Origin of the sequence: Cryobacterium gelidum, assembly GCF_004403985.1 — a bacterium.
In the GTDB taxonomy this organism is placed as follows: domain Bacteria; phylum Actinomycetota; class Actinomycetes; order Actinomycetales; family Microbacteriaceae; genus Cryobacterium; species Cryobacterium gelidum.
Genome location: NZ_SOHL01000006.1, coordinates 1 through 26,480, shown reverse-complemented (window position 1 = coordinate 26,480; position 26,480 = coordinate 1). Strand labels below are relative to the sequence as shown.

At 62.3% G+C, this 26,480-nt stretch carries 27 protein-coding genes and 1 pseudogene; 10 read left to right on the top strand and 18 right to left on the bottom strand.

Annotation, left to right across the window (positions count from 1 at the left end; translation table 11 throughout):
* Positions 1 to 30: 30 nt before the first annotated feature.
* The 3 genes and pseudogenes from E3T50_RS03770 to E3T50_RS03760 all read right to left on the bottom strand — a co-directional run bounded on the left by E3T50_RS03770 (position 31) and on the right by E3T50_RS03760 (position 3,246).
* Positions 31 to 930, bottom strand: coding sequence for a glycoside hydrolase family protein (locus E3T50_RS03770; protein ID WP_134550655.1), 900 nt, complete (start codon positions 928 to 930; stop codon positions 31 to 33).
* 231 nt (positions 931 to 1,161) lie between these two features.
* Positions 1,162 to 1,638 (bottom strand): annotated as a pseudogene (locus tag E3T50_RS03765) (transposase); the annotation flags it as partial.
* 663 nt (positions 1,639 to 2,301) lie between these two features.
* Positions 2,302 to 3,246 carry a helix-turn-helix transcriptional regulator gene (locus tag E3T50_RS03760; protein ID WP_134550654.1) on the bottom strand — a complete coding sequence of 315 codons (945 nt, stop codon included), beginning with the start codon at positions 3,244 to 3,246 and terminating at the stop codon, positions 2,302 to 2,304.
* 64 nt (positions 3,247 to 3,310) lie between these two features.
* On the opposite strand from E3T50_RS03760, the gene E3T50_RS03755 reads away from it, so the two are divergent.
* The 4 genes from E3T50_RS03755 to E3T50_RS03740 all read left to right on the top strand — a co-directional run bounded on the left by E3T50_RS03755 (position 3,311) and on the right by E3T50_RS03740 (position 5,809).
* On the top strand, positions 3,311 to 3,730 hold the full coding sequence (locus E3T50_RS03755; protein WP_241990748.1) for a VOC family protein: 420 nt from the start codon (positions 3,311 to 3,313) through the stop codon (positions 3,728 to 3,730).
* The gene (locus E3T50_RS03750; protein WP_241990747.1) at positions 3,727 to 4,161 is read left to right on the top strand and encodes a hypothetical protein; all 435 of its coding nucleotides are present in this window, start codon (positions 3,727 to 3,729) and stop codon (positions 4,159 to 4,161) included. The genes E3T50_RS03755 and E3T50_RS03750 overlap by 4 nt, the downstream gene beginning before the upstream one ends.
* 231 nt (positions 4,162 to 4,392) lie before the next feature.
* Positions 4,393 to 4,830: a DUF1579 domain-containing protein gene (locus tag E3T50_RS03745; RefSeq protein ID WP_134550653.1), complete on the top strand. Its 438-nt coding sequence runs from the start codon at positions 4,393 to 4,395 to the stop codon at positions 4,828 to 4,830.
* A gap of 172 nt (positions 4,831 to 5,002) precedes the next feature.
* Positions 5,003 to 5,809 (top strand): LysM peptidoglycan-binding domain-containing protein, encoded by an 807-nt coding sequence (locus E3T50_RS03740; protein WP_134550652.1) that lies wholly within the window; start codon positions 5,003 to 5,005, stop codon positions 5,807 to 5,809.
* Between the two features lie 800 nt (positions 5,810 to 6,609).
* Here E3T50_RS03740 and E3T50_RS03735 read toward each other — a convergent pair.
* Complete coding sequence (locus E3T50_RS03735; protein ID WP_134550651.1) at positions 6,610 to 7,008, bottom strand: hypothetical protein; 399 nt, start codon at positions 7,006 to 7,008, stop codon at positions 6,610 to 6,612.
* A 205-nt stretch (positions 7,009 to 7,213) separates the two neighbouring features.
* Between E3T50_RS03735 and E3T50_RS03730 the strand changes: the two genes are divergently transcribed.
* Complete coding sequence (locus E3T50_RS03730; protein ID WP_134550650.1) at positions 7,214 to 7,546, top strand: GNAT family N-acetyltransferase; 333 nt, start codon at positions 7,214 to 7,216, stop codon at positions 7,544 to 7,546.
* 93 nt (positions 7,547 to 7,639) lie between these two features.
* On the opposite strand, the gene E3T50_RS03725 is transcribed toward E3T50_RS03730, so the two are convergent.
* Together E3T50_RS03725 and E3T50_RS03720 are read right to left on the bottom strand one after the other, a co-directional pair.
* Positions 7,640 to 9,037, bottom strand: a complete 1,398-nt coding sequence (locus E3T50_RS03725) for a S8 family peptidase (protein WP_198417940.1) — start codon at positions 9,035 to 9,037, stop codon at positions 7,640 to 7,642.
* 891 nt (positions 9,038 to 9,928) lie between these two features.
* The gene (locus tag E3T50_RS03720; RefSeq protein ID WP_134550649.1) at positions 9,929 to 10,666 is read right to left on the bottom strand and encodes an aminoglycoside phosphotransferase family protein; all 738 of its coding nucleotides are present in this window, start codon (positions 10,664 to 10,666) and stop codon (positions 9,929 to 9,931) included.
* Positions 10,667 to 10,784: 118 nt separating this feature from the next.
* On the opposite strand from E3T50_RS03720, the gene E3T50_RS03715 reads away from it, so the two are divergent.
* Positions 10,785 to 11,333 carry a DUF6578 domain-containing protein gene (locus E3T50_RS03715; protein ID WP_134550648.1) on the top strand — a complete coding sequence of 183 codons (549 nt, stop codon included), beginning with the start codon at positions 10,785 to 10,787 and terminating at the stop codon, positions 11,331 to 11,333.
* 37 nt (positions 11,334 to 11,370) lie between these two features.
* Here E3T50_RS03715 and E3T50_RS03710 read toward each other — a convergent pair whose 3' ends face one another.
* The 4 genes from E3T50_RS03710 to E3T50_RS03695 all read right to left on the bottom strand — a co-directional run bounded on the left by E3T50_RS03710 (position 11,371) and on the right by E3T50_RS03695 (position 16,170).
* On the bottom strand, positions 11,371 to 11,778 hold the full coding sequence (locus E3T50_RS03710) for a RidA family protein (RefSeq protein ID WP_134550647.1): 408 nt from the start codon (positions 11,776 to 11,778) through the stop codon (positions 11,371 to 11,373).
* A 439-nt stretch (positions 11,779 to 12,217) separates the two neighbouring features.
* Positions 12,218 to 14,530, bottom strand: a complete 2,313-nt coding sequence (gene katG, locus E3T50_RS03705) for a catalase/peroxidase HPI (RefSeq protein WP_134550646.1) — start codon at positions 14,528 to 14,530, stop codon at positions 12,218 to 12,220.
* Between the two features lie 62 nt (positions 14,531 to 14,592).
* Positions 14,593 to 15,210 carry a GNAT family N-acetyltransferase gene (locus tag E3T50_RS03700; RefSeq protein ID WP_134550645.1) on the bottom strand — a complete coding sequence of 206 codons (618 nt, stop codon included), beginning with the start codon at positions 15,208 to 15,210 and terminating at the stop codon, positions 14,593 to 14,595.
* A 405-nt stretch (positions 15,211 to 15,615) separates the two neighbouring features.
* Positions 15,616 to 16,170, bottom strand: coding sequence for a GNAT family N-acetyltransferase (locus tag E3T50_RS03695; RefSeq protein ID WP_241990750.1), 555 nt, complete (start codon positions 16,168 to 16,170; stop codon positions 15,616 to 15,618).
* A 98-nt stretch (positions 16,171 to 16,268) separates the two neighbouring features.
* Here E3T50_RS03695 and E3T50_RS03690 point away from each other — a divergent pair, with 98 nt between their 5' ends.
* Positions 16,269 to 16,592 carry a transposase gene (locus E3T50_RS03690; RefSeq protein ID WP_134550643.1) on the top strand — a complete coding sequence of 108 codons (324 nt, stop codon included), beginning with the start codon at positions 16,269 to 16,271 and terminating at the stop codon, positions 16,590 to 16,592.
* Complete coding sequence (locus E3T50_RS03685) at positions 16,567 to 17,466, top strand: IS3 family transposase (protein WP_255454260.1); 900 nt, start codon at positions 16,567 to 16,569, stop codon at positions 17,464 to 17,466. Before E3T50_RS03690 ends, E3T50_RS03685 begins: the two co-directional genes overlap by 26 nt.
* 149 nt (positions 17,467 to 17,615) lie before the next feature.
* Here the strand turns inward: E3T50_RS03685 and E3T50_RS03680 are convergent, their stop codons facing one another.
* From E3T50_RS03680 to E3T50_RS03650, 7 genes are all read right to left on the bottom strand, one after another.
* Positions 17,616 to 18,782: an IS30 family transposase gene (locus tag E3T50_RS03680; protein ID WP_420898710.1), complete on the bottom strand. Its 1,167-nt coding sequence runs from the start codon at positions 18,780 to 18,782 to the stop codon at positions 17,616 to 17,618.
* A 148-nt stretch (positions 18,783 to 18,930) separates the two neighbouring features.
* Positions 18,931 to 19,533, bottom strand: a complete 603-nt coding sequence (locus E3T50_RS03675; RefSeq protein ID WP_134550640.1) for a hypothetical protein — start codon at positions 19,531 to 19,533, stop codon at positions 18,931 to 18,933.
* A 249-nt stretch (positions 19,534 to 19,782) separates the two neighbouring features.
* Complete coding sequence (locus tag E3T50_RS03670; RefSeq protein ID WP_241990745.1) at positions 19,783 to 20,889, bottom strand: FtsX-like permease family protein; 1,107 nt, start codon at positions 20,887 to 20,889, stop codon at positions 19,783 to 19,785.
* Positions 20,886 to 21,533, bottom strand: coding sequence for an ABC transporter ATP-binding protein (locus tag E3T50_RS03665; protein ID WP_134550639.1), 648 nt, complete (start codon positions 21,531 to 21,533; stop codon positions 20,886 to 20,888). The genes E3T50_RS03670 and E3T50_RS03665 overlap by 4 nt, the downstream gene beginning before the upstream one ends.
* A gap of 2 nt (positions 21,534 to 21,535) precedes the next feature.
* Positions 21,536 to 22,615, bottom strand: coding sequence for a peptidoglycan-binding domain-containing protein (locus E3T50_RS03660; RefSeq protein WP_134550638.1), 1,080 nt, complete (start codon positions 22,613 to 22,615; stop codon positions 21,536 to 21,538).
* On the bottom strand, positions 22,608 to 23,279 hold the full coding sequence (locus E3T50_RS03655; protein WP_134550637.1) for a hypothetical protein: 672 nt from the start codon (positions 23,277 to 23,279) through the stop codon (positions 22,608 to 22,610). The genes E3T50_RS03660 and E3T50_RS03655 overlap by 8 nt, the downstream gene beginning before the upstream one ends.
* A gap of 194 nt (positions 23,280 to 23,473) precedes the next feature.
* Complete coding sequence (locus E3T50_RS03650) at positions 23,474 to 23,908, bottom strand: GNAT family N-acetyltransferase (RefSeq protein ID WP_134550636.1); 435 nt, start codon at positions 23,906 to 23,908, stop codon at positions 23,474 to 23,476.
* A gap of 158 nt (positions 23,909 to 24,066) precedes the next feature.
* Between E3T50_RS03650 and E3T50_RS03645 the strand changes: the two genes are divergently transcribed.
* Both E3T50_RS03645 and E3T50_RS03640 read left to right on the top strand, forming a co-directional pair.
* A complete protein-coding gene (locus E3T50_RS03645; RefSeq protein WP_134550635.1) occupies positions 24,067 to 24,672 on the top strand; it encodes a GNAT family N-acetyltransferase in 606 nt (201 codons plus the stop codon).
* Between the two features lie 134 nt (positions 24,673 to 24,806).
* The gene (locus tag E3T50_RS03640; protein WP_134550634.1) at positions 24,807 to 25,247 is read left to right on the top strand and encodes a hypothetical protein; all 441 of its coding nucleotides are present in this window, start codon (positions 24,807 to 24,809) and stop codon (positions 25,245 to 25,247) included.
* Between the two features lie 954 nt (positions 25,248 to 26,201).
* Here the strand turns inward: E3T50_RS03640 and E3T50_RS03635 are convergent.
* Positions 26,202 to 26,480, bottom strand: a 279-nt coding sequence (locus tag E3T50_RS03635; protein ID WP_134550633.1) for an IS30 family transposase, incomplete at its 5' end; no start/stop codon positions are given.

Sequence of the window (26,480 nt, the reverse complement as noted above, 5' to 3'; positions counted from 1 at the left end):
TGGTGAAGGACGACGACAGGGGTATTCAGATTACCGCGGCGGGAGCGGAAGTTTTCTGTGCACGCTGACGATCAACGAAACGTCGGCTCGTCTTCGCTGATCTCGAGAAATGCTCCATGCCGCGCGCCCGCTGGAATGTCGATAGCCGAGGTCGACCAAGGTCGTCAGGTCGGCGGAACTGGACGCGCCGTATCCGCCGTCCATGAAATAGTCGTAGGCGATGACGAATTCATCGCCGCGACGAAACCAGGCCGGTCCCTCGACGCGCGGCGGCGAGATCAGGCCGAGAGGTGCCCCGAATTTGCCGGTGACCGGGTTCCAAACCGTTGAATACAGGTTTTTCGTAGGCTTCAAGTCGTCCCGCCGCTCGCGCTCATCCTTGAAACACACCACAAACTCGTTGCCAACCTGCTGCATGGACGCGTCTATGACGGAGAAAGCGGGTGCAAAGAACGGCGTACTTGGCCAGAATTTCGAGAAGTCGCTCGTGATGGCGCTCCAGATTCGCTGGGGCTCCCGAAGGTCGGAGAAGTCGACAAGTCCTGCCGTTTCGGTGTCGCAGACTGAAGACCAGATGATGCGAAAAGTTCCGTTGGGCTGTCCGAACCATTCCGGGGCCCAGGTGTTTCTGGCCCCGGGGTTGTCCTCCATGAGCGGGATCAGGGTCGGTTCGGTCCACACAACCAAGTCGGCGGAGTAGGAGTAGACGATGGAATCGCTGTTCCAACTATCGGTCGCGAGTAAATGGAAACCGCCCTTTGGATCCCTGCCGATGAACGGGTCGCGCATCGATTCCGCGCCCACCGCGCTCTGCACGACCGGCCTGCCGCCAGCGAATGGCGAGAACACGTGCCCGTCTTCGCTTAGAGCAAGGTGCAGAGCCTCGTCGTCGCCGGTGAAATATGAGAAGAGGTACAAGAGGGAATTCAATTCAGTATTGTCGATTTCGATTGAAATTCACCCGGAGCATGTTAGCGATAGCTACGGTGTATGTTAGGCGCACCACGGCCAAGCACAGGCAAGGTTTAGCCTCGATCCACCGGTCCGCCTTGAGTGAGCGGCGTCGCTGATTTCTGAACGGTGTTGTGGCGGTGGGCGTGGCGGAGCCGCCGGCCTTGCTGCCGGTGATGTTCCGTGGTCTTCGGGCCGGGTGGCTACGGGTCAGGTGATGATGGTTTGCGGCGGGCCGCAGGCCGCTGCGAATGCGGCTGTCCACCCGGTTTCCCATGGCCAGTTCGCTGGAAGGTGCAGGGTGATTTTTCGGGCCGACGTCGATATGCGGGCCGGGATACTGATGAGTTTGCGGCGGATGGTGCTGCTGCGCGCTTTGCCCAGTTCCGCGCCGGCCACCGAGCCAACGGCGCGGGCGAGGTTGAATGCGATCGTGGCCAGCACGAGCCAGGCCGCGTTGGCCGTGAAGACCCCGGAAGGTAGGTGCGCGAGCGCACTATCCTTGAGGTCGGCGTTGATCTGCTCGATGATCGCATGCTGCCTGTGAGTTTGATCAGCCGTGACGGTGTCCAGGTCACTGGTAGTGAAGAACGCGTGAAAGCGGTGCGTGTCGAAGAGGGTCGGCTGCCCTTCACCGGCTTTCTGGTTCAGTTCCGGGATCCGGCGCACGACCAATCGTCCCACGATCTACTAGTATGGCGTTTCCTCGTCCCGGTCAGCGTGTCGCTGTCCTCACCGACCGGCACCGCTGAAGAGATCACATCAGTGGTCAACGCCACCCCAAATGGCCCTGCCCGGGTGACTACTGGTACGGGGTGCTTCGAGTATCAGGCGGCCATCGATGCGATGGATGATCCGCTCCCTCCGGGTGCGGCCTAACCGGATAGCGTGCCAGAAGGCCTAGATTCGGGATCGAGCTCGGCGGGCATGATGCAATCAGGCGCGGGGTACGTCGTCGCTCAATACACCTGGCTGTGCGCGTGGGAATCCGAATACCTGACGTCGATGGCCAAGAAGGACGCCCAACGTCAAGTTGCAGCCGAGGCTGTGCTCACAAAATGGTCCACGAGCGAGTTCTACATGGCAAGCGATCCGAACAGAGGCTGGGTGGCGACCGTCCTGGACCCGGTTCGGTTCGGTGACTCCTCTGGTGTTGCCCGGGATCACCCGCAATCGTGTTCTCAGGCCGGAATCGTGAACGTGAGAGATTACCGAGCGCCGCAATCGAAGCCAATCTCCGGAGAGTCAGTACAGGCCTGAGCGCCTTCGCGGCCGGGGACCTCTGCGGCGTCCGACCCGACTGCCCGCAAGACGGACGCTCAACGGGCATTGTGAGTGCGGGTCCCGGGCCTACGGCCCATTGCGCTCCAAGAGCGCGGCGCCGAGGCGCATGAGTTCCGAGCGCACGGATGCCGGCTCGAGAACGTCAATGTATTCACCCCATCCAGCGAGGCCACGTGCGAGCATGATTTCGGCCGGCGCACTGATTCGGACCCTGGATCGATGGTCGTCGATCGCGGTGTCCTCCACTGCCAGCTCGCCGAACTGTTCACGCAGGAAGGGCAATATCGCGGTATTTGTGACCACGATCGTGGATGCGCTCTCGCGCTGCTGGTTCACGTCGCGTACGACGGTATTCCATGCCTCTGCGAGGTCGAAGTCGTCCGGGCGGTCGGCGGGATCTTCTGTGACAACTGCCCAGATGATCCGCTCGATGCGAAATGTTCGCTGGGCGCCATCCACGCCGCCGAGTAGGTACCACACCTCGTTCTTCTCGACCAGGCCCCACGGGTCGCAGAGTCTTTCGACCGGGTCGCGGTCCCAACCCCGGTAGCTCAGGCGCACCTTCCGGCGCTGTATGACAGCGGCCTGGAGTTCGGTCACAAGTGGTGGCTGTGCGCGGTGGGGCCGGTCCCACCGCGCGGGGTCAAGCACGACGGCCTCTGCCGCCGCTTCGGCATCCGTTCTAAAGCTGTCGGGAAGGGCGTGCACAAGCTTGCGGAGCGCCGACTTGGCCTCTGGGACTACGGACGCGGCTGGCCCGACCAGGAGGAAAAGCGCACGCGCCTCAGCCGATGTGAGCCCGCTCAGGTCGGTGCGAGCACCGCCGAGTAGTTGCCACCCACCGCCGCGGCCGACCTGTGGGTACACGGGAATTCCCGCAGCTGACAGCGCTTCGAGATCACGCCTCGCCGTAGCGACGGATGTCTCAAACTCAGCAGCTACTTCCTTCGCTGTCACGCGTCCCCGCGCCTGCATCAGCAGGAGTGTGGCGACGAGGCGATCTGCGCGCATGAATCAATTGTCGCAAACAAAGTAGTCAGAAGGTGAGCACTTTACTGGTGGAGACTGACATCACGTGAATCGGAAGGAAAATCACATGTTGCGAGGCTTCGCTACAGTCAGCTATTTCGCCGCCGATCTGGAGGCGGCACGCAAGTGGTACAGCGAGCTGCTGGGTATCGGCGCGTACTTTCAGATGCCCGGCTATGTGGAGTTCAGGGTTGGCGACTATCAGAACGAGCTTGGAATCATTGACGCGTCGTACGCGCCACCAGTGCCAGACGGGCCGGCCGGGGAGATCATCCAATGGCACGTGGACGACCTGCCGGGGTCATTCGAGAAGCTACTGTCGATGGGGGCGACCGAATACCAGCCGCCGACTGACCGCAGTGAAGGATTTGTGACGGCATCCGTCGTCGATCCCTTCGGCAATATCCTGGGGATTATGTATAACCCGCACTATCTCGAGGTGCTCAAGAAGGTTTCCGGGAAATGAGCGAAGCTGTCATGTCTCGGTCTGTCGCTCAGAAGATGGGAATCAAAGAGGGCGCGCTGGCCCACTTCGTGAACGCCCCTGGGTCGACCCTCAAGGCCATCGGACTTCCGGAGTTGGAGGTCAGTGAGGATCTCGAGGGAGACTTCGACTACATCCATTTCTTCAGCGTGACTCAATCCGAGATGCACGACATCTTTCCACGACTCAAGCTCCATCTGAAGCCGTCGGGCATGTTGTGGCTCTCCTGGCCGAAGGCGCGGAAGCTGGGCTCAGGTCTCAGTCTGCCGAAGGTCATCGAGATCGGATACAGTCACAGCCTCGTCGAGAGCACATGCCTGCGCATTGACGACACGTGGGCAGGGCTGAAGTTCACGCACCCGAAGAACGGCAAGATCTACAACAACAGCTACGGATCCCTGCCCGATCTCTGAGCCGGGTACGCTGTTCTGCCCTCGGGTGGCCATGATTGACTCGGCGCCCGTGCGCGTCATAACTTCATGATTGCGCCGCGCGACACCTGTAAAGCGGTTCGAATGCAATGGCCGTATGCCGAACGCTTAATGGGTACGCTGACGCCTGAACCGCCGATATCCGGTCGGGCGATCCGTAACCGGACACCTCAGATGATTGCCCGGTTTGGCTCCCGAACGTAGGGTTGAATCATGGCTGAGCATGAAGAGTTGGCAGTTTTTCTGGGTGACTGGCATGCCGAGGGCGCCTCTTATGGTGGTGACGAGCAGTCGCTGGATAATCCGCGCGCGGGAGCGAGCCCGTGGAACAGCATCCACTCCGCCCGGTGGCATTCGGGCAACTACTTCATCGTGCAAGATGAGCGCGCGAACGGTCCGTTCGACACACTTAGTCTGATGGGCTGGGACGCTGAAGCCGGCCGCTATTTCGCCCGAACGGTCGAGAATCACGGCTTCGCACGCGATTACACTTTGACTGTCGACGGTCATACTTGGACGCTGACGGGGGAGCACGAGCGAGCAACGTATCGATTTGGCGAAGACGGTCGCAGCCAGGAGATCGCTTGGGAGTGGAAACCCGCTGAAGTATGGTTACCGCTTTGCGACCGCACCGCTAATCGCATCAACTGATCGAGCACCGACGACGTCCAACGGTGGGTAAGGCTGCCTAGCGCTGTGTCCTACGGGAACCGCTTACGGGACGGTTCATAGCGATCGGTGCGTCGAGCTACTTCGTTGGTCGAGGCCGCGGTTGGACCGGCGATGGGGCCGACTGCCATACTGGGTTCGGTGGGGAGGGGACGTGATGCCACGACTGACGACATCCGTTCTGGGGAGCATCGCTTTGGTGCTCGGGCTAATGGCATGCTCGCCCCCGACGACCGAGACTCCACCGGTTGACACCGCTGTCCATAGTGTTGCGCCGGCCCCGTCCGACGACGCAGCCGACGTCGTCATCCCCGACGGTGTCATCGGCACGGCCGAGCTCACGTCGGCCTCGGGGGATAACACCATCTCCGGAACCGTCGTGGTCATTGCGGGAGGCGGCGGGTTCGACGTTGCGCTGAAGGACTTCAACTCGGACGTTCCCGGAGGCGTGCAACTGTTCTTCAGTCCCTGGTCGGAGACCACGACCTGCCTGGCCGACATGTACAACTTCTCGTTCGGTAACCTCTCGACGGACGCCGATCAGCTCGGGCTGAGCCTGGGCGACAGGGACTTCTCCCGGGGCGACCCCAGTTACTATCTGACCGCCGTCATCACCGCGAGCACCCCGGCCACGACCGATCCTGACGGCTGCGTGCTCACTCCCCGGGCGGTTGGCACGATCACCTGGGAGGTGCCGGACACCCGCCCCGGGCTACTCGCCGTCGATACAGGCGCTCGGTTCGGCGCTGGCGGTGCCACCGCAACAGCCGGTGGTTCTCCCATCTCCTATCGCGCGGTCGCCGGCGACACGCTCAACGACATCGCCGACCGCTTCGGTGTCACGCTTGACGACCTCGGCTTCCTCAACCCTCTTACCAGCCGGCAGCTCCAGGCCGGCGACGATCTGAACCTTCGGGTGGCGCTGCGCGGCGGCGCCTCGGTCCCGCCACCCTCGGCCTGAACGCCGATCCAAGGCATACACCGCGGTCGTCCCTTATGACGAACCCTGTACAGGACAGCCTTATCGCGCTTCAAAGGAGCAGATCAGAACAGTGCACGTCGCAGTCGTACTTGCCATTCGAATGCCTTGTGAAGTTCTAGATTCCGAAACAGCAGCATTGGGAGCGGGCACTCGAACTGACTTGGTTCGAATAGTTAGGCTTGGAACAAACAGGGATGGGGATGAACTGGGATGCATGTAATTGGCTTGGGCGTTTCGTGCTCAATAGACCACACGTCTGAGGACTCGCTCTCTTTTTCGCTTCAAGAATTTGCGTGCCTTGACGATTCCTCGCAAGTTGCCTTTCGGAGTGATCGCGGTTTTGGAATAAGCTCCCGCCCTAAGGGCCGTCAGTGGCAGTTGGCGGAATCCGAGCTGCGGTATCACGTCTCGATGGCCTTGCTGCCCGATGAGGGAATCGTAGAGGATGCTGGAGAGCGGCTTCCTTGGCATGAATATTGTGAAATTCTGGAACGAATCGGGATAAGCGCATCGATCGAGATCCTGAAGACTAGCCCTTATATTTTGCTTTTCTCTCCCGAAGTGCGGCGACTGCTTGACCATCAGTAGTCGCGGGGACGATCGTCCGGTCAGAAGGACACAATCTGGAAAGCAACTACGAGCGTTCCAATGATGAGTGGTGAACTGACGGCCGCCCTCGCGTCATCCGGCTGTTCAAAACTGCTCCGTGGACGCGCGCCCGCGATGAGGAACCTTCTACGGGACCTGCTACGTCCCGGTGATTGACTCGCTGGTTGTCGTCAGTCGCTCGTCCACATGGAGTCGATAAGGCCGGCATACGACAATTTAGTGAGATCGGTATCAAATTTGGCTCCTGGATATTTCAAAACAATCCAGTCGGATTGATGGCCGTTCTCCCCAAGGGTTTCCGCGATTTTCTCCGCTTCGTTCGGCGACTCAAAACGGTAAATCGAAATTTCTTCTGACCGTACCGCCGCTATGCAGTCGTCGTTTGAGGCACAGCCGTCGGCGGTAATGCCGCGTGGATTCGTCACGGGGAGATCAGCCTGCGCTGTGAAAGCAGCCACCACATCATCGACCCCCATCGTTGACCGAGGCTCAAGCACCGCCTGACACCCGCTCATGGTCAAGGCAATCGCAACAACGGTTAAGACTCGAGCTCTCCCGGCTATCTTCATGACTGCATGGTCCCACACCGCTCGGTTGTAGGCACATCCGCTCCGTGCGTAGTCCAAGACCGGCCTTGATCCAGTTCCACAGGGGAACCCTCAAAGGGACGCTGCTGTCGAAAATGAACGAGCAGTTGGTGGCCATCGCGGGCGGTCAGTTTGGCCGCCCGCGGTCAGATTGGCTATGGAAATGCCTGGCTGCAATAGTCAGGAGATGATCCAACGCACTCTTAAGACCAAACGGTTGACTCTTGTTCCCCTGGGAGAGGAACACCTCGAATTCGAGGTCACCCTGGACGCACATCCCGACGTCATGCGTTACCTCGGTACTGGCGAGCCGCGGGAGCGATTGGAAGTTGAGGAACACCATCAATTTCGTATCGACGAAGCGCGAAACGGTCTCGGTTTCTGGGCGGGTTTTGTTGGTGCAGACTTCGTCGGTTGGTGGCTCCTCACGCTGGAGGACGATGATAAGCGAGGACAAGCAGAACTGGGGTATCGGCTGTTACCGGATTTCTGGCGCCAAGGATTGAGCGTGGCGTCGTGAACTGTCAGTGAGTCTTGGAGACGGCGCTCGGCAACGAGAAGCGGGTGTGGTCCGGGCTCTCGCCCCGACCACACCCGCTGACCGTCTTCTAGGTCAGAAGCCGCTGACGTTGAGCCGTCCGCCGGTGACCGTCTTGCCGCTGAGGGAGGCCGTCGGGACGACCGAGCTCAGGATCGCGCTCTTGATCTGCGCCGCTGTCGCACCGGGGTGCGTGGAGGCGTAGAGGGCGGCCGCGCCCGTGACGTGTGGCGTGGCCATTGAGGTGCCGTTGTAGGACGAGTAGGTGTTGAAGGCGGTCGTCGACCAGACACCGACTCCGGGGGCGCCGAGGTCGACGGTCGTGGCGCCGTACTGGCTGAAGGACGCCAGCGCCCCATTGCGGTCGATGGCGGCGACTGCGATGACGTTGGCGACGTCGTAGTTGGACGGGTAGGACGCCGTCGTGTCGTTGTTCGTGCCGCTGTTGCCGGCGGCCGCGACGAACAGGATGTTCGCGGCGTTGGCGCGCGTGATGGCGTCGAGCAGGGTCTGGGAGAAGGCGCCGCCGCCCCAGCTGTTGTTGGTCGCCACGATGTTCAGGCCGTGGCGGGTCTTGAGGTCGGTGAAGTAGTCGACCGACTTGACCGCGTCGGCCAGGGATCCGCCCTGGCGGCCGAGGAACTTGCCGCTGATCAGGGTCACGTCCCAGTTCATGCCGGCTACGCCTTGCCCGTTGTTGGCCTTGGCGCCGATGGTCCCGGACACGTGCGTGCCGTGGTTGTCGAGCGAGCCTCTGGAGCCACCGTCATAGATGGTGTTGTCGCTGTTGGCGAAGTCCCAGCCGTTGACGTCGTCGACGTAGCCGTTGCCGTCGTTGTCCACGCCGTCCGCCGCGGTCTCGTACGGGTTGGTCCAGACCTGCCCGGAGAGCTCGGGGTGGGTGTACTGGATGCCCTCGTCGATGATCCCGACGTAGACGCTCTTCGACCCCGTGTGGCCGGCGGTCCAGGCCTCGGCGGCCTGGCTGCCGTAGGTGTTGGCGGGGGTCGAGGCGTCGCCGTACATGCCCCAGAGGTCCTGGGAGGTATTGGTGCTGGTGAAGATGGGGTCGGTGGCGGTGGCCTGGTGGGTCAGGACGTAGTTCGGCTCGGCGTAGGCGACGGCGGGGTCACTCTTCAGCTGCGCGATCGCCTGGTTCAGGTTCTTGCCCTGCGGCAGACGGACGAGCTCGACCTCGGTGCGGTCGGCGGCGGCGGCGACGATGCGCTCGGCGAACCGTGCCGAGGCGTGCTCGCGAGCACGCTCGCGCTGGTCGGCGGAGGCGCCGGCCACGTAGCCGACGACGAGCTCGCCGGGGACTGCGGCAGCAGCGGTACCGTTGGCTTGTGGGGCGGGAGCGGCCGAAGCGGGCGTGCTAAGGGCCAGTCCGGTCATGCCGATCAGGATCGCCGACGAGGCAGCCGCTGCGGTGAAGAGCTTGAGACGCATCTGTTCCGAAAATCTTTTGAGCATGAAAAATCCTTTTCCTTGTGGGTAGTGGATTGCCAAGTAGTCACCAATGACTTTGCCCATATTGAGCGTTCAACACAGGTGCAATTGAAAGGTATGACTTGCCGCAGATGATCACACGTCGGCTCATGAGGGGACTGCGCTTCGCGGGCTGCTGTGATACAGCCCAATGTTCAGCCTTGGGGGTCAGTGGCACCGCCCTCTACTTCCTGCCGCGCCTCCACGCGATGCCCGAGCCCAGCCTCGCCGTCCTATCCGCCCTGGGCAGCGCGCCACCCAGATACGACTTCCCCGACCCGGTGAACCCTTGGAAGACGACGTTCTGCTGCCGGCCCACGAAGGGCAGGTGCCGAGCAGGGCCAGGAGCTGCCGGTTCAGGGTCGCACTCGTCGAGCAAGTCGATGCGGCGCAGGTCGGCGTTCGGGTAACGCAGCCCCGCCCGCCGGATCAGACCCGCGACCGTGGAGTCCGTGAACGACGAGTAGACGTCATCCACCGCCAATGGACGCGGTCCTCGAACGGCAACCCGATGCTGAGCGTCTCGTCCTGGGCGTCGATCGCCTCCAGTAGCTCGCCGGCGTTCATCTCGCGGAGGTTCCGTTGGTCTCCCCGTCCAGCCGGCTTATCACTTCCCGCCCGGGTAGGAGGCGCTGCCCGTTTCTACCGCCAGCGGACAGAGCTGTTTCGCCGAACACGGCCGCAGCCTGGGGTGAGGAATCTACCTCTGAGCCGCGTCGGCGCACCGAAGGAAGTAGCAGCCGGTGTTCGGCGCCCGTGATCAGAGTCACAACGGATTGATCAACCATGGCCCAAGAATAGACGGCATCGTAGACGCGGAGGCAGCCCGCGAACTGGTCCGCGGAGAAACGGCTAAAGGGTCTTCAAAACCCGTAGCTACAGGCTCGCGCTCATTTCGAGAAGTCGGGCGCGATCGCGTCGGTAGAGTGCGGCGTGTTCGATGAAGTCATTGCGACCTGTGTCGGCGGCACGTTGATCCGTGAAAATGGCCAGATTCTCCATTCGATCCGCTGCCGTACGGAGGACGGCGGCCTGGTCGAAGTCATATCCGTAGGAACGAATGAGTGCATCGAGCCGACCGGGGCGAGCATCCTCTCCTGGAACGTCATGGTCTGTGTACTCGCCGAGCGGTACGAGCCGATATGCGAGGTAAGCGAGATCCCAAATCCGAGGCCCCGGAGAAGCCATGTCGACGTCGATAAGTCCCGTGATGTGCCCGTCTTGGAAGACCATGTTGTAGGGAGCGACGTCGTTCAGGCACACCACCTCGATTGGCTCGTGCGCCGGCAGCTGCCACGTGGCGGCCCGGTGTGCGAGTGGCGCGTCGGCGCCATGTACCCGTCGGAGCAAAGATCCAGCCTCGTGCAGGATCGTCGGCGACCAGATCCAGCTTGGCATTGGGTAGTTGCCGACGATTCCAGGGAGGTAGGAGAGCACTTCGCGGCCCTGCTCGTCCAGGCCGAAGGGCTCGGGTACTTCCGTCACTCCCGCCGCGCGGAGTGTGGTCAGGAGTTGATGCACCGCGGGAGTCCATAGTCCTGCTGGGCGGTGAACCGTGTCGCCTACCCGCACGATCGTGCTCGAGTTTCCCCCGGCTAACACCTCTTCATCCATCCTTCCAACCTAAAGGCTGTAAGCGGAACCTTGAGTGGGAAAGCTACAACGTTCCGGTAGCGGATCCCCTAATACATCGGCCGAGTCGCAGCGTGTGAGTTGAGCTAGCGTGGGCATTATGACGCGCGTCTGGCTGACGAAATGGGAATGGGCGTGCTGCGGCGATGCTTTTGCCATCGGCGATGAGGTCGACTTCGGTATCGAGACGCGAACGCCGCATTCTGCTCTCGCTGACATGCTCGAACCGGAACTCATCGCCACGGTAGACACAATGGAGTCGCACCATGAGGAAGAATGCACCGATCGTGTGCGCGGCAGGGCCGTCGCGGTGCACGCGGTCACGCGGGACGTCATCGAGCGTCGGTCGCTACGTCGGCCCGGGCACGGCGCGCCGACCGAATCGATCACGACGGCGGACGGCGACGAGTGGCCGATGGTCGGCCGCGATTTCGGCAGTGGTGCGTTCCTCGGAGCTACGCCCTCTCGATACATGATCGAGATTGAGCCAGTTGCGAATACGGCGATGTTGACCTCGGTTCAGGGAGTTCGGCTGCGCATCGACGAAGAAGCCGAACTCTCTTCCATCGGAGAGTTCGCTGTTCCACCGCCCGAGCAACGCCGACGCTCACTGGAGGGCTGGCTCGTCGACGTCCAGGAGCACGCATAAAGTGTCCGCTCGCGGAACGCCCTGCGGGACGGCCTCGTCAGTCGATCACAGCAGCGACGGCTTCGATCTCGACGAGCTGATCCGTATACCCGAGGACGGTGACGCCTATGAGCGTGCTCGGTACGTCATGCGTTCCAAAGGCCTCGCGAACGACTGCCCAGGTCTTGACGAGGTCGCTCTGATTAGAGGAGGCGACGAGAACTCGTGTGCTCAGGACATCATCGAGTCGGGCGCCCGCTGCGTGCAGGGCAATAGCGAGGTTTTCCATCGCCTTGCTGGCCTGCGCCGAGTAGTCTCCGACTCCTGCGGTGCTGCCATCGAGATTGAGCGGGCAGGCGCCGGCCAGAAAGATGAGGCGCGCCTCAGCGGGAGCTGTTGCAGCGTAGGCATACTGAGCCACATTGGAAAGCTCAGCAGAACGGATCAAGACAACATTTTGGGACATGCCCTCACTGTATGGGAGAGCCAACGCGCGGCTGGCTTGCTCACGAACGCCCGCAAACCGAACCTCTACCGGTCACGCGCATTCCTCAGCGGGACATGACCCCGGAAGGCTCAGGCCTTACGAGCCGCCACAGAGAACATCAGCGGCACCCTCTCGCGACCCGAGGCCAAAGCAAATCCGGCCGGCGTCTCTACGAGTGGGGGCAACGGCTTCCAGGGCATAGCGGCCCGTCCACCCTCGCAGGCCGTCGAGGTGCGAGTGTGGTCGACCACGTGCTGCCCGCGGAGGTTCCTTGGCCGTCCCCAGCCTGATCAATCCGTGCAACGTTCGGCTCGCGGCCTCAAGCGTCGTTCGGTCAAGGCCTCGACGGCTTGGAGGCTCAGCGCGTGACCGCGCCGTGCCTCCACGCCGTTAGCTCGCCGGGACGCGACCTCCGGGGTCAGGCGGCCATCGCCCCGTAACGCTTGTGGCCCTTGACGTCGTAGCGGTCGAGCATCATGACCTTCGACCAGACGCGGATGAATTCGCGGACGAACCGCTCTTGCCCGTCGCTGCCCGCGTAGGCGTCGGCGATCGACCGCAGTTGCGCGTTCGAGCCGAATACCAGGTCATTCCGGGAGGCCCTCCAGCGAGCCTCGCCGGTCGCCTGAACCCGACCAGTGAAGGTCATCGCGGTCTCGTCGTCCTTCGTCCAGATGAGGTCGGTGTCGGTCAGATTCACGAGGAAGTCGGTCGTCAGGGCTCCGACGTGATCCGTGAGCACACCCACGTCGGACCCGTCCCAGTTGCTGCCGAGCACGCGGAGCCCGGCGTGCAGGACGGTCCACTCCGGTGCGGTGAGAGTGAACAGGTTCGCCTTGTCGAGGAATGCCGCCTCGGGCGCGACGCCCGGAGCAAACTCTTCGAAGCGCTCGGACACGAAGTTGCGGAACCCGTCCGCAATGGGTCGCAGCCACTCGAACATCTCGATGTCGGTCAACTCCTGCGTCGTGTCGACACGGCCTGGCGTAAACGGCACGCTGGCGTCAGATCCTGCCGCCCGTGCCGCCTGCTCCACGGCGGCGCTGCCGGCGAGGACGATGAGGTCGGCGAGAGACACCTTCCGTCCGCCCGACGTCGCCGTGAAAGCCGTCTGCACGTTCCGCAGCGCGTCGATGACTGGGACGGTGCGTCGGTTGACCGCCCAGTCTTTCTGCGGCGACAAGGCCAGGCGGGCACCGTTCGCCCCTCCGCGCTTGTCGCTGTCGCGGTAGGTCGAGGCGGCGGAGAACGCCGTGTACACGAGGTCGGACACGGACAGCCCGGTCGCGAGGACGGCGTCCTTGAGCGCTGCCACGTCGGCCTCGTCGAGTGAGGATCCTGCTGCGTCCGGAAGCGGGTCCTGCCAGAGCAGGTCGTCGGCGATGGTGACCTCCGGGCCGAGGTACCGGTGCTTCGGCCCCATGTCGCGGTGCGTGAGCTTGTACCAGGCCTTCGAGAACGCGAGGGTGAACAGATCGAAGTCGGCCAGGAAACGCTCGCATATGGCCCGATACTCCGGGTCGACCTTGAGTGCGATGTCCGAGGTCATCATCATGAGCGGGTACATCTGACCGGATACGTGGGCGTCCGGAGTCTTCGGCGCCTCCGAGTCAGTCGGTGTCCACTGCAGCGCGCCGGCCGGGCTTTTCGTCTGCTCGTAGTCGTACGCGAACAGGTTCTCGAGGTAGGCGTTGTCCCACTGTGTCGGGTTCGGAGTCCAGCTGCCCTCGATGCCGTTGGTCGAAGCGTGCTCGGCACTGCCGGTACCCACCGGGTTGTGCCAACCGAGCCCCATCGACTCGATCGGGGCCTTCTCGGGTGATGGTCCGATGTCGGATGCGGGTACCTGGCCGTGGCTCTTACCGAACGCGTGGCCACCGGCGATCAATGCCACCGTTTCCTCGTCGTTCATCGCCATCCGCGTGAACGTGATGCGAATGTCGCGTGCTGAGCCCAGCGGGTCGCCGTTCGAATAGGGCCCCTCAGGGTTGACGTAGATGAGCGCCTGGTGCGACGCGGCCAGGGGGCTCTGCAAGTCGTAGCCGGCGTCGCCGTTCTGACCATGCCAGCGTTCATCGCGGCTCACCATCTCGTCAGGGCTCGCAACCGCGTGCGGGTTCCAGACCTCCGGGCCCCACCAGGTGCCGTCGTCCGGTTCCCACGCATCGAGTCGTCCACCACCGAAGCCGTACGTCGGCAGGCCCATCAACTCGAGGGAGCAGTTGCCGGTCAAGACCATCAGGTCGGCCCACGACAGAGCGTTGCCGTACTGGTGCTTGATCGGCTGTAGGAGTCGTCGTGATTTGTCGGTGTTGGCGTTGTCCCACCAGCTTCCGATTGGTGCGAACCGCTGCATCGCGGTGCCCGCTCCGCCACGGCCGTCGGCAATGCGGTACGTGCCGGCGGCATGCCACGCCATTCGGATCATCTGTGGACCGTAGTTGCCGTAGTCCGCCGGCCACCAGTCGACCGATGTGGTGAGCAGTCGCTTGATGTCCGACTTGAGCGTCGTGAGGTCGATCGTGGCGAAAGCCGCCGCGTAGTCGAAGTCCGCGCCGAGCGGGTCGGCGTCTACGCCGTTCCGGTGGAGAAGCTCAACCCGGAGACGCTGCGGGTACCAACTGTCCAGAGTCGGCGACTGACCGAAGGTGCCACCGAGGTGGTCGCCACCTGCTGGCAGCGCACCGCTCATGTGGAAACTGCATGTGTTGGTCTGGTCGTCAGTGCCCATTGATGCTCCCTGTGTGCTTTAGCTGGATGAGAAACGGTGTCGTCGGGGTCACAATATACCGATTAGCCGCCGCATCGCAGCGGTGTCAATCTGTGCTGCAGCGATGCTTCGACGCTGCTGTGGGGCGGTGCGTCGCGGGCTGCCGACGTGACGGGAAGCCCGATAGAGAGATCGTATTCCTGCAAGGTGCGCGTGGCCTGCCAAGAAAGTGACTGACTTCTAGACGGCGGTGGTGCGGTGGCCGAGCGCACGACGGCCAAACCAAATAAAGCCCTGCGCCGATTGTTGCGGTGCGGGCGGTGCCTAGCCCGGTAAAACCGACGCCGGAGGATGGGGGCTGTCGAGAGCTTGATTTCCGCGAATCGTGATTCGCTCTTGACTGCCTCGACGAGCGCGCGCCCATGCCCGCGGTGTGCCGCCGACGGCATGACCGACAGCTGCTCGAGATGACTGCTGCCAGGGACTTCGAGGACATGGGCAAACCCGATCGGGTCCGATCCCGGATTTTCGCTGGCTACGAGGATGAAGCCACTCTGCAGTGAGGGCGTCGTATAGGAAGGAGCAGGCCGCCAGCCGACTATCGAGAACACGGTCGCGAACAGCGCATCTGCTTCATTCTCGATCGCTTCAAGAAACTCCAGGTCGTCGGCCGTCGCCTGTCGCACAAAAGCCCTCCACATGACTCCGAATGTAGCTTGACGAAGGGTGCCGTAAGCCTGACCCTCACGGGTTGCTTTTGGCGGATCGCGCGCTAGCTTTCAGGCGAGTCATCCTGAGACTTGTCGAGCGCAAATTTTTGCAGATAGCGGCGACGACCGTAATAGATGAACGCCGCTAGCCCGCAGATGAACTGAATGGCACCGAGTATCAACACGAATATGTCACCCGGCTCGCCCTCCCCCTCAGCGATCCGAAGCAAAACTTGCGCCAGGCCAGCGACAGCGAGGACCGCGGCCGCCAGGATGATGACGGTGCTTCGCGTCTAGCTGATCGGGGGTATCGAACCCATGCAGCCGAGCATACGGTCGGAGAAATTTGCGTGTCGCTCATGCGACCGCCCGTAAGCCGAACGTCTTACGGGGTGCTCACACTTCGAGTCCATCGCGGATGACCGTCTGGCCCGATGGCCACTCTGACATGGACGCCAACACAGGAAGCGCCAGCGCGGGACCGGTGTAGGTTTCGGGCTGCAGATCATTGTCGATCATGCGAGTCGCCTGGCCGGGTAGCTCTTTCCACCCACCCCGTTCGTAGAACGGCACGACGCTCGGACGACAGGTCAAGAAGCCGAACGGCAGGGCCAGATTGTGGAAGCTGGTCGATGCCTCTTCCAGGAGGCGAAGTCCAATACCGGACCCGTGAAGCGAGGGTTCGACGCCAACGAGGCCCACGTCCCCAACCAACAGGCTCGAATCCTCGTTGATTCGGAGCGTCCGTCTGATAAATCCGAGATGAGCAACGGGCCGGTCCTCCGAATACCCGATAACCCGTCCTTCCGGGCGGGCGCCTGACCAACTGCGACCCTCGGCGAACGTGGCGTGGTGCTCCGGATAGATACACGACAGAAGCGTTGCAAGAGCGTCGTGTTCGTCGCGTGAAAGATCTGCTTCCCACCGGAGTGTCCATACCAGGCCAGCCATCACGCCAGCGTAGCGAAGACCCTGAGCGGGGCAGGACCCATAGGCTTCGGAGCATGATTTGGCCCTGACCCCGTTGTGTGGACACCTCACAAGAGAGAATGTTCACTATGGCAAGATCACGTCGGGACTTCACCCCTGAGTACAAGGACGAGGCCGTGAAGCTGGTGGTTACCACGGGCAGAGCGGTCGCAACGGTCGCCCGCGAGCTCGGCATTAACGAGGCCACGTTGGGCCGCTGGGTGATGGCATTTAAGGCCCGCAACGAGACCGGACAAGCCGAGGTGACGGAGTCGGAGAGGGCCGAGCTGCTGCGGCTGCGGAAAGAAAACGCGGACTTGAAAATGGACAGGGCGTTCTTAAAAAAAGCGTCCATCTTCTTCGCCCGGGAAGCCTCGGATACGAACGTCTTGCGTTCGAACTGATGCTGGCGGAGAAGACCAACCTCACCATCACCCGCATGGTCCGCCTCCTCGAGGTTTCCCGCTCTGCTACTACGCGTGGATGGACCGTGCACCCTCGCTGGCGGCGATCCGGCGGGAACACATCGAGCAGAAAGTCGCCTTCTTCCACGGCGATTCTGACGAAGTTTACGGGGCACCGCGGATCCTCGTGGACCTGCGTGCAGACGGCGAAATCATCTCCCGCAAAACAGTTGCCAGGACCATGAAACGCTTGGGTTTGGCGGGGATCTGCCCGAAGAACTGGAAGACAACCACCGTCATCGACCACGCGGACGCCTACCCGGTGGATGCCGTGAAACGGAAGTGGGATACCGGCGCGTTGAACCAGGTTTGGGTCGGCGATATTACCTACCTGAGGACGTGGGAGGGGTGGGTCTATTTGGCGACGGTCATCGACGCCCACAGTCGCCGCGTCATCGGTTGGGCTATCGCCAACCACATGCGCACCGACCTCATCCAGGATGCCCTCACCATGGCCATAGTCCTGCGTGGGGACCGCCCGGAGACTGTGACTTTTCACAGCGACCGCGGAACCCAATACGCATCGGCTCAGATCACCGAATTCGCCGCTGCACATGGCATCACCCGGTCGATGGGATACACCGGAATTTGCTGGGACAACGCCCTGGCTGAGAGCTTCTTCGCAACACTGAAAACGGAGTTCTACTACCGACGAGTCTGGCCCGCCCGGGCCCGAGCGATTCGAGACGTCGCAGCGTGGATCGAGGACCGTTACAACCGTCGCCGTCGCCACTCCTCGATCGGAGACGTCACGCCTGTGGACTTCGAGCTGCAATACTCGTCACAGGCCGCAGGGATCCAACTCGCCGCTTAACCCGTGTCCACTCTCCGGGGTCAAGGCCACACCCACGAGTCCCGACCACTTCGATGAGACGATGCCCAAACGCGGGCAAAACCGCAGGCCGCGAGTGCAAGCGCTTAACGTCGGCGGTCCTTGCATGTGCCCACAAGCCGAAGGCGGATTCAACCGGTCGTCGCAACGATTGGTTTTTCTGGGTCTGAGAGTAGTCGTTGCATGGCTTGGGCGGGTGTGATGCCGCCGAGTGTTTTGCGGGGTCGATTGTTGAGTTCGGTGGCCACTTCCAGGAGCCGCTCGGGTGAATGGACGGAGAGGTCGGTGCCCTTGGGGAAATACTGGCGCAGCAGCCCGTTGGTGTTTTCGTTGGAGCCGCGTTGCCACGGCGAGTGTGGATCACAGAAGTAGATGGACATCTTGGTGGCCATTGTTATCTGCCGGTGTTGGGCCAGCTCGGTTCCCTGATCCCAGGTCAAGGTTTTAGCCAAGCGCTCGGGCAGAGTTTTGATGGTGGCTAACAGGCCATCGCGAACGGTGATGGCACTGTGATCGCCGGGAAGGTGGACCAGCATCGTGAAGCGGGTCTGACGCTCCACCAGAGTGGCGATGGCCGATCGGCAGTGTGACCCCAAGATCAGATCGCCTTCCCAATGGCCAGGTACGGCACGGTCAGAAACTTCTGCAGGTCGCTCGCTGATCATGATCATGTCGGGGATCTTGCCCGAGTTCTTCGCGGCAGGCCGTCTCGGACGCCGGATGGCACGGCCGGTGCGCAAGTGTTGATGCAGATCAGCACGCAAATGACCGCGGCCCTGCGCATAGAGTGCTTGGTAAATCGCTTCGGGGCTCACCCGCATCTCCTGCCGGTCCGAAAACACTGTCGCCAAGTGGTCACTGATTTGTTCCGGACTCCATTTCACGCACAGCTTCGTCTGCACCAAGGATGCTAGTTCCAGGTGATCGAATTTGCTGGCCTTGGGACGGCGCCCGCGAAGCTCAGCCTGCTTCTGCGCCGCATAAGGGGCATACCTTGTTCGCGCTCGTGGGCCAGCCTTGGACCCACCGCGAGCTAACTCCCGACTGATCGTCGCAGGAGACCGGCCCACCTCGGCAGCGATCGCACGCACGCCGGCACCGGTCACATGCAAGTCCGCGATTCGTAGCCGTTCTTCCAAGCACAAATACCGCCCGGACCTCACGGCCTCCGGAACAGGGATCCGCCCTCCCGTTGCTTGACGCCAACGCCGTCCAGTTCGTCGATTCACTCCCACAGCATCACACGCCGCCGTCAGCGTCGACCCTTTAGACATCAACACCCAAAACCGAGCCTGCATCTCCACCAACTCAAACTTCGACCACATCGGCAACACCTCTCAAAAATGGAGTGTTGCGACGACCGGTTGAATGCGCCAAACCCTGAGCGGGACGGGGGGTTTTTCGGGTCCGTTGCGGGTAGGACTTACTGAGCAGCCGCCGGCGCTGTTAGATCATTCCGTGGCGCGCCAAGCAGTCGAGGTACCAATCGAAGCCGACATCATTCACGTCGCCAGTGACCATGGAATAGTAGTTACGCTCGTTGGTTCCGGCTTCCCGGTAACCCGTCACCGCGACCAAGAATGTGCTGAGGTAATCGGACATTCCATATACTTTGGCCCCGGTTACCTGACCACCTTCGCGTTCAAGAACAATCGATGTGCGCTGCCCCAGCGCGTGCTGAATCGTCAGCAAGTTGTAGGCCAGCCACGTCGCATCCGTCAATGCCGTATGCGACGTTTCGGCTCCCGGGCGATGATTCTGCCTCAGGAACAGGCTCCTCCAATAGTCCTCGTAGGCCTCAGGGCCGCAGTCTTTCATCGCTTTCTCTTCTGCGCTGTACAGGCGTTGAAGTACATCAGGGTGAGTGATTGTGTACAGCTTGTAGATCAGGTCTTCACGGACCTCTTCATCATTGCGGTAGTCCGCACTGGAAATCGCTGCCAACGGGATCTCATAGGCCAGAAATTCCTTTTCCAGCCAACCTTCAACGGCCTCCGTTGTCCACGCTCGCGGATCGGTTTTCTTCCAGCGCTCAAACAGACTCGTCACTGTCGCTCCGTCTCATTCCATCGACAGATCCACGATATCGGGTGGCCCAGCCGGATGTTTAGACCGCCGCGAGAGGATGTGTCGATGCCGCTGGCCCCCATCGTCGTGGACGGGTGCACTGGCGCCGAAACTGTCCGTTTCGCCAACCCCCTACGGGACAATTTGGCCGAGCTGTCTGCTCTTGGCGATTAATCCTGGATCAGCTATGTCGCCCTGTTCGTTTCCTGACATTGGTCGGTGCGCCGTTGGTTACGGCACGCGGAGTTCTTTGAGCGGATCGCGGCGGGCGGCCGCCAGCGCGGGTACCAGGGCCGCGATCACGCCGATGGTGGTCGACAGGAGTGCGACGGCGCCGACGAAGTCCCAGCCCGGGAGTGGATCTCCGGAGGCGGTCAGCCCGATCGACGCTGCAATGCTGCCGATCGTGGCACCGACCAGGGCGAGGGCACCGGTTTGCGTGAGGAGCAGCGAGATGATCAGGGCTTGGGAGGCGCCCAAGGCGCGGCGGCGCCCGAAGTCCTTGCGACGCAGCATCACCAGGCCGTAAAGAATCGCTGCCACCAGCACCGCGGTCAGTGCGAAAACGACGACGACGAGGCTGCGGCCGAACGAATCCAGCTGTCCTTCAACCAGGCCACGGAGTGCGGCGAGGTTTTCACTCGTGGTCAGGGTCACTTTGGCGGGATCGGTGACCGCCAGGATGGATCGCACCGCGTCGGAGACGGGAGCGACCAGGTCGGGGCGGTCGGCGATGACAATGAGCACGGCGACCGTTCCCGGGGTGTTTTCGGTCTGCGGGGCGATGACGAGGGGTTCAAGGAAGGCGAGAAAGTCCGGAACGGTCAGGCTCCCGGTGACGGCGAAGTCGACGCCGGAGTCGTCCACGACAGCCCCGACGGCGTCCGGCATTCCCAGGCCCGCCAGCGCAGTCGGTGATGCCCAGATCGAGGCGTTGCTCACTGGCGGCAGCGTGGTGATCCCGAGGTGGTTGAGTTGGCTGCTCCAGGCCAAGCGCATGGGGACCTTGGTCGCGCCGGCAAATTGGAGGTTGGTGACGTCCTGGGCGATACCGAACGCTCCAGCCCATTGGATGCCGTCGATGTGTGCCAGCCGGTCCAGCACTGTGGCGTCGAGCCCGGCGTCGGTGTCGGCACGAATGATGATGGAACGCGTCCCCTCCGAGTCGATTGAGCCGAGCACGGCCTGCTCCGCCCCGACCGTGCGTCCAGTCGTCAGCAGTACCGTGGCACACATACCGGCGACCATGACGATGGTGACAACGGATGCGACGGGTTGCGCCCACGCCGTCGCCAACGCTTCCCGCACCACGGCAGCCCACCGGCGCAGCGCGCTCATAGTTCGAGTCGGCGGTCGCAGCGGGCGACCAGTGCCGGGTCGTGGGTGACGACGATGACGGCCGCGCCGCGGTGGGCCTGAGCGTGCAGGGCATCGACGACGAGGTCGGATGAGGCCGGATCGAGGTTGCCGGTGGGCTCGTCCGCGAGCAGAATCTGCGGGTCGTTGAGTAGGGCACGGCAGAGCGCGATGCGTTGCGCCTGACCGCCCGACACCTGACCCGGTTTCGCCCCCGCTCGCAGCGCGACGCCGAACTGGTCCATCAGCTCGTGCGCGCGACGAATGGTCGGCTTCCTGGGGGTTCCGCGGTAGAGGGTGGTCTCGATGATGTTGTCCAGCACCGTTCGGGTGGCATCGAGGGCAGCGTCTTGAAAGACGAAGCCATACTGATGCGCCCGTAAACCGGCGCGGTCTGCGTCGCGCCGGTGCGCAGCATCCGTCCCGTCGATCTGCACCTGTCCGGCGGTGGGTTTGAGCATGAGGCCGAGCACGTAGAGCAGGGTGGACTTGCCGCGCCCGGACGGGCCGAGGATGGCGACCACCTCTCCGGCGTGGAAGTCCGCGCTCCAGTCCGCCAGGATCGGTGCGGTCGGAACGTAGCCGAAGGTGATGTCGCGGGCGGCCATCCGGATGGTATCGACCATGGCTAGTCGGCCGTCGCCGGGATGCGCACCGAGGTGCCGTCGGCGACGCCGTCAATGATCGACATTCCGCGGGCGCTGGTGACCACCGTCACGGGATGACTCGTGCCGGCGTTGTCGATGACGGATGCGGTGCCGTCGGCCGCGCTGAGCAGCGCGGCACTCGGGACCATCAGTCCGGCGATCGATTCCACCGTGACGATCCGTGATGACAGCAGCGACTGCTCCGTGACGGGGATGCTCGCGCAGGCATCGGCGCAGATGACCGCGCCGTCTTTGCCCACGAGGGTGATGACAATCAGTCCGGTCTCATCAGCGGCCTGGTCGGCCACGAACCCTTCCCAAATGCCGCCGTCGATGCTGGTGATTTCTACCCGGGTACCCGTGGGCATCAACGCGGCCTGGGATTCGCTGACCGGTACGGTGAAGATGGGCGCGGCCGGTAACGCCCGCACGACGTTTTCTCCGCCGGTGAGGAGCGCCCCACGCGTGACGATCTCGGTATCGAGAGCTACCTGGGTCGGCAGCGTCGGGACAAAGATGATGTCGCCCGGCTGCACGACGCCGTCGGCGGGAACGCCCAGAGACTTCTGCCACGTCTTGACCGCCGTGGTGGTGCGGGGGCCGAACTGTCCATCGACCGCATCAGTGTAGAGCGCCAGGTCGGTGAGTGCCTGCTGCAGCTGCGTGACATCCGCTCCTTCAGCGTCCTGCGCCAGCGCACGGAACGCCGGCACCTGGCCCTGGGCGATCACGACCGGTCGCAGGTTCACGGTGTAGAGCGTCGCCCCGACCGCGACGCTTTGGCCCGCGGTGACATTCACGGAGGTGACGGTGCCGACTGCCTGGTTTGATCCGGCGGGCACCGGAGTCCACTGCGCCACCGTGTTCAGGTTGATGCTCGACCCCACCTCGCCGGGCACAACCTCGACGAGGGTGAACGCGGTTGTGGCCACAACATCTGTCGGGGGTGTGAGCGCGGTCGTCGCCGCCCACCCCACACCGGCGCCAGCCCCGACTGCTACCAGCAGACCGGTCACCCAGCGCGCCCAGCGCGGTGAGCGCACTGCTGCTGCGTCACTCATCGACGTCGGCAGGAAGCTGCGGACACTTCTTGTTGATCTCATTCCATTCGGACTGTCCGCCTCCGGCTACGCCCTCGTAGAGGTTCCAACCACCCGTCTCGGCGTAGGTATCGATGAACGTTTCCCGGCTCGGAGCCTCCGGGGTGTCGTACCCTTCGGCCGCTAAGCAGGGCTGGAGCTCATCGGTGAAATAGTCAAACAACTCCCCGAGACCCTCGTCGGTAAGCGGCACGTTGTACTTCGGATCCATCGGGTACTTCGCGTTACACGTATACATGGCCAGAGCATGCGCTCCGAGCTGGGAGTTTTGAATCATGCCGGACTCCAGCCCGCCATCCGCTGTGGCGCGCACGTCGGGCCAGCCCAAATCGTGCATGCAGCTTTCCCTTGCCGTTCCCCAGTCATCGTTGTCAACGAAGCGAACGATGTCGATCATCGGTCGCACCGCATCGGGCGATTCGCGTAACACTCGCTCCCATTCCCAGTCGAGTTGTTCTTGACCCGCGACGTCGAGGGTGAGCGCGAGCGAGCTCGCTGGGGCTGTCGAGCTTGAGGCCGCTGGGCCAGGGGTGGCGTTCGCACAACCCGAGAGGAAAACGAGGGCGGACGACGTCAGTACAAACAGCGCCGCCCATGATTTACGCGACTTAATAATGGCGAGCATTTTTCCCCCAAATCAGGCCCGGTTGTACCAAATTAGTTCTGTGGCGACACTAGCGAGTGTTGGTGAACATCTGGTGTCGCCGCTCGAATGGCTCAGGCTCGGAGCCAGGTGGGAACGGTGAAGTGCAGAGTCATGATCATCATCACAGCCTGTCATCGCCCGTATGACGAACCCTCAGCGGGATTGCTCTCGGCTCAGGTTTCTGGTGTCGCTGCAGTCCTTGCCATCCATTTTTCAGGCTGAGCGAGGGGCTCGAAACCGAATTTCTCGTAGAGACCGTGGGCGTCCCCGGTGGAAAGTACGACACGCTTCAGATGCAGATCGTCGAGTAGCGCGCAGACGTTCTCCATGAGTGCGACCCCCACGCCGTGTCCGCGGACCTTTGGGTCCACGAAGACGTCGCAGAGCCACGCGAATGTTACCGAGTCGGTCACGACTCGGGCATAAGCTACCTGCCGTCCGCTGGCTGAGTCGAACATGCCGAAATTGGTGGATGCGTCGATTGCGGCATCCTGAAGGGCACGGGGTCGCCCCGTCGCCCAGTATGCCTCGCGGCTCAACCACGCGTGGATCTGCTCGCGGTCCATATCGCCGGCACGTGCAGAGAACCGGTAAGAAGCATTCGTCATGACTCCACTGAATCGGAACTGTAGACGGGACGCAAGCCGAGTGACCGTCGCTCCACGGATGATCGAGACTTAGGAGGGAACCTCCTCCGGGTTCAGTCCCTGGTGCGGCGCATACCGCCCGAAGCGCACGAGGTTTCCGGGTGCCATAGTGTCGGAGCATGCAGCTCACAGAATCGCCCACGCTCGCAGGATCGCTCGTAACCCTTGAGCCCCTGTCATTCGATCACGTAGCCGAGCTCCGTGAAGCTGCGAACGAAGCAGAACTCTGGCGTGCTTGGTACACATCAATACCGCACCCCGAGGCGATGACCACGGAGGTTGAACGCCGACTCAGCCTCCACGAGCAGGGAAAAATGCTGCCATGGGCCACTCGGCAATCGTCAACGGGGCGGATCGTCGGCATGACGACCTTTATGAACCCGAGCGCCGATGCGCAGCGATTAGAAATCGGCTCCACTTGGCTGGCGAGAAGCGCTCAAGGTACGGGCGTGAACCGAGAGGCCAAGCTCCTCCAGCTGACGTACGCCTTCGACGTTTTGGACTGCATTGCCGTCGAGTTTCGTACTCACTGGCACAACCGCCAATCACGAAAGGCAATAGCTGCTTTGGGCGCAAAGGAAGATGGAGTGCTGCGCAGCCACTCAGTTGGACCGGACGGCGCTCTCCGCGACACCGTCATATTTTCCATCACTGCAAGTGAATGGCCAGCCGTGCGCCTGGGCCTTCGGCATTCCTTGACCACGAGGGAATTCTCCCTCCAATAATTGCGTCGCATCGTCGGCTGGGCCGCCTGATTTCACAACGGCCTCACTCCGTAAGGCGAACCCTCACAGGGCGCTATTCGATCGTGACCGCTCCGCCCGCTGGTAAGTCGCAGCTCGCGCCCCATACTGGCAGCATGATTGCGGATAAGGACATTATTCGGATACTCCAGAGCCTCGATAGCTGGTGGTGTGCCAATGGGCGAAAACGAGAAGAACCCTACGACTACCGCATCACCGACGTTGTCGCAGGCGAAGGCTTCGCTGACATCGAACTGCAGCAACGGGATGGCCTGACCGCCAGGCTAGTTGTCTCCTTGGTGTCCTCGGATTCCCCCCAGTACTGGTTATACGCTCCGCCCGCAAATGCGGAAGATTGGGTGAACCAGCTCCTGATCTGGATAGACGAAGAAGTGTTCACACTTGGTCTCGGCGCGAGCCGCTCCCGCACGGCCTCCGACGGTGTCAGCTACGTGTCTGTCGAACCCTATGGATGGCGAAGGAGCGACGAACACGATCACCTTCGCCTCAAAGCTGCCGCCGGCCCTGAGGGCTGGAACGGCAATATCTTCGACTAGCTAATTCCTACGTGAGCCCTGCCGATTGAAGGCATCCGTGAGGCGGACCGTCACCGGGCCAGATCGGGGGCCGGCTAACGCGGTCGCGTGGGCTGGTGCTCTCGTGTCAGAGGGGAACAGCAACAGCCTTCTTCATCCACGACCGCGTTCCGCTCCACCTAGAGCGGCACCGGTCCGTACCTCACCCATACCTTCACCAGAGTCGGCTTCGGAGGCCATTCGGGAGCAGTCCGCTCTTCGCACGATTCGCCGCCCACGGTCAGGCTAACCCGACTATTTCACGGCTCGTACGATACATCCGCGTAGTCACGAACCACCTCGGCGACGCGATCTGCGAGCGCTCGACCCGCTCTTCGCCATTCTCGCCAGGCCCGCCGCTTTGCCCGGGCACTCATAAGAACGCCAAACTGCCGATTCCATTCCACCAGTTCTTCGGCGAGACCTTCGGGAAGGTCGTAGTCGCTGGGCTCCATGGCGTAGTTGGGGTGGTCGTTCTCCCACAAGGGTCCGTCGCAGTCCGCGAACATGCGAATAGTTCGTCGGTGGGCGGCATGCATCACGATCTACCTTTCGGTTGCGAGAGGTTGCTTGGTGTCGGAACTTGACATCTCTCTGTCAACGGAGACGATTCCGTCACCGCAAACCAATGCTCGCCAGACCCGACCTTCGTAACCTCATCAAAGTAACTGTTGCGGCGACTCAGTGGAACCGCCCTGCCACTCAAGCGAAACCATTCACTCCAACGCGAACGCAAACACCGGGTGGATCGCCCGCAAGCCGGACCTCCACCGGGACAACACACGGCGTGGTCATGATACGCGGGTGCCCTATGAAGGCAGGATGCTTCATTCCCGTAAGACCCGCCCGAGAAAATGCCCGATCGACGGGGGGCGGATTCTGATGGTCGACGCAACAGAAGCGTGAATGTCCGGCGGATTTCCGGGCATTTCGAGGCTATCGCGGATTCACTTCGGGCGTGTCGCGTTCGGCGTTGAATCGCTCAGACGGGGTGTCGTAGCCGAGTGTTTTCCGAGGTCGATCGTTGAGTTCCAGGACGACGTGGTCAACGTGCTTAGAGCTGTGCAGGGCCAGGTTGGTGCCCTTGGGAAAGTACTGGCGGGCCAGTCCGTTGAAGTTCTCGTTCGCGCCGCGCTGCCAGGGGCTGGAGCGTTCTGCGAAGTAGATCGGAACTCCTGTCGCTTCGGTGAGCTCCTCATGCCAGGCCATCTCAAC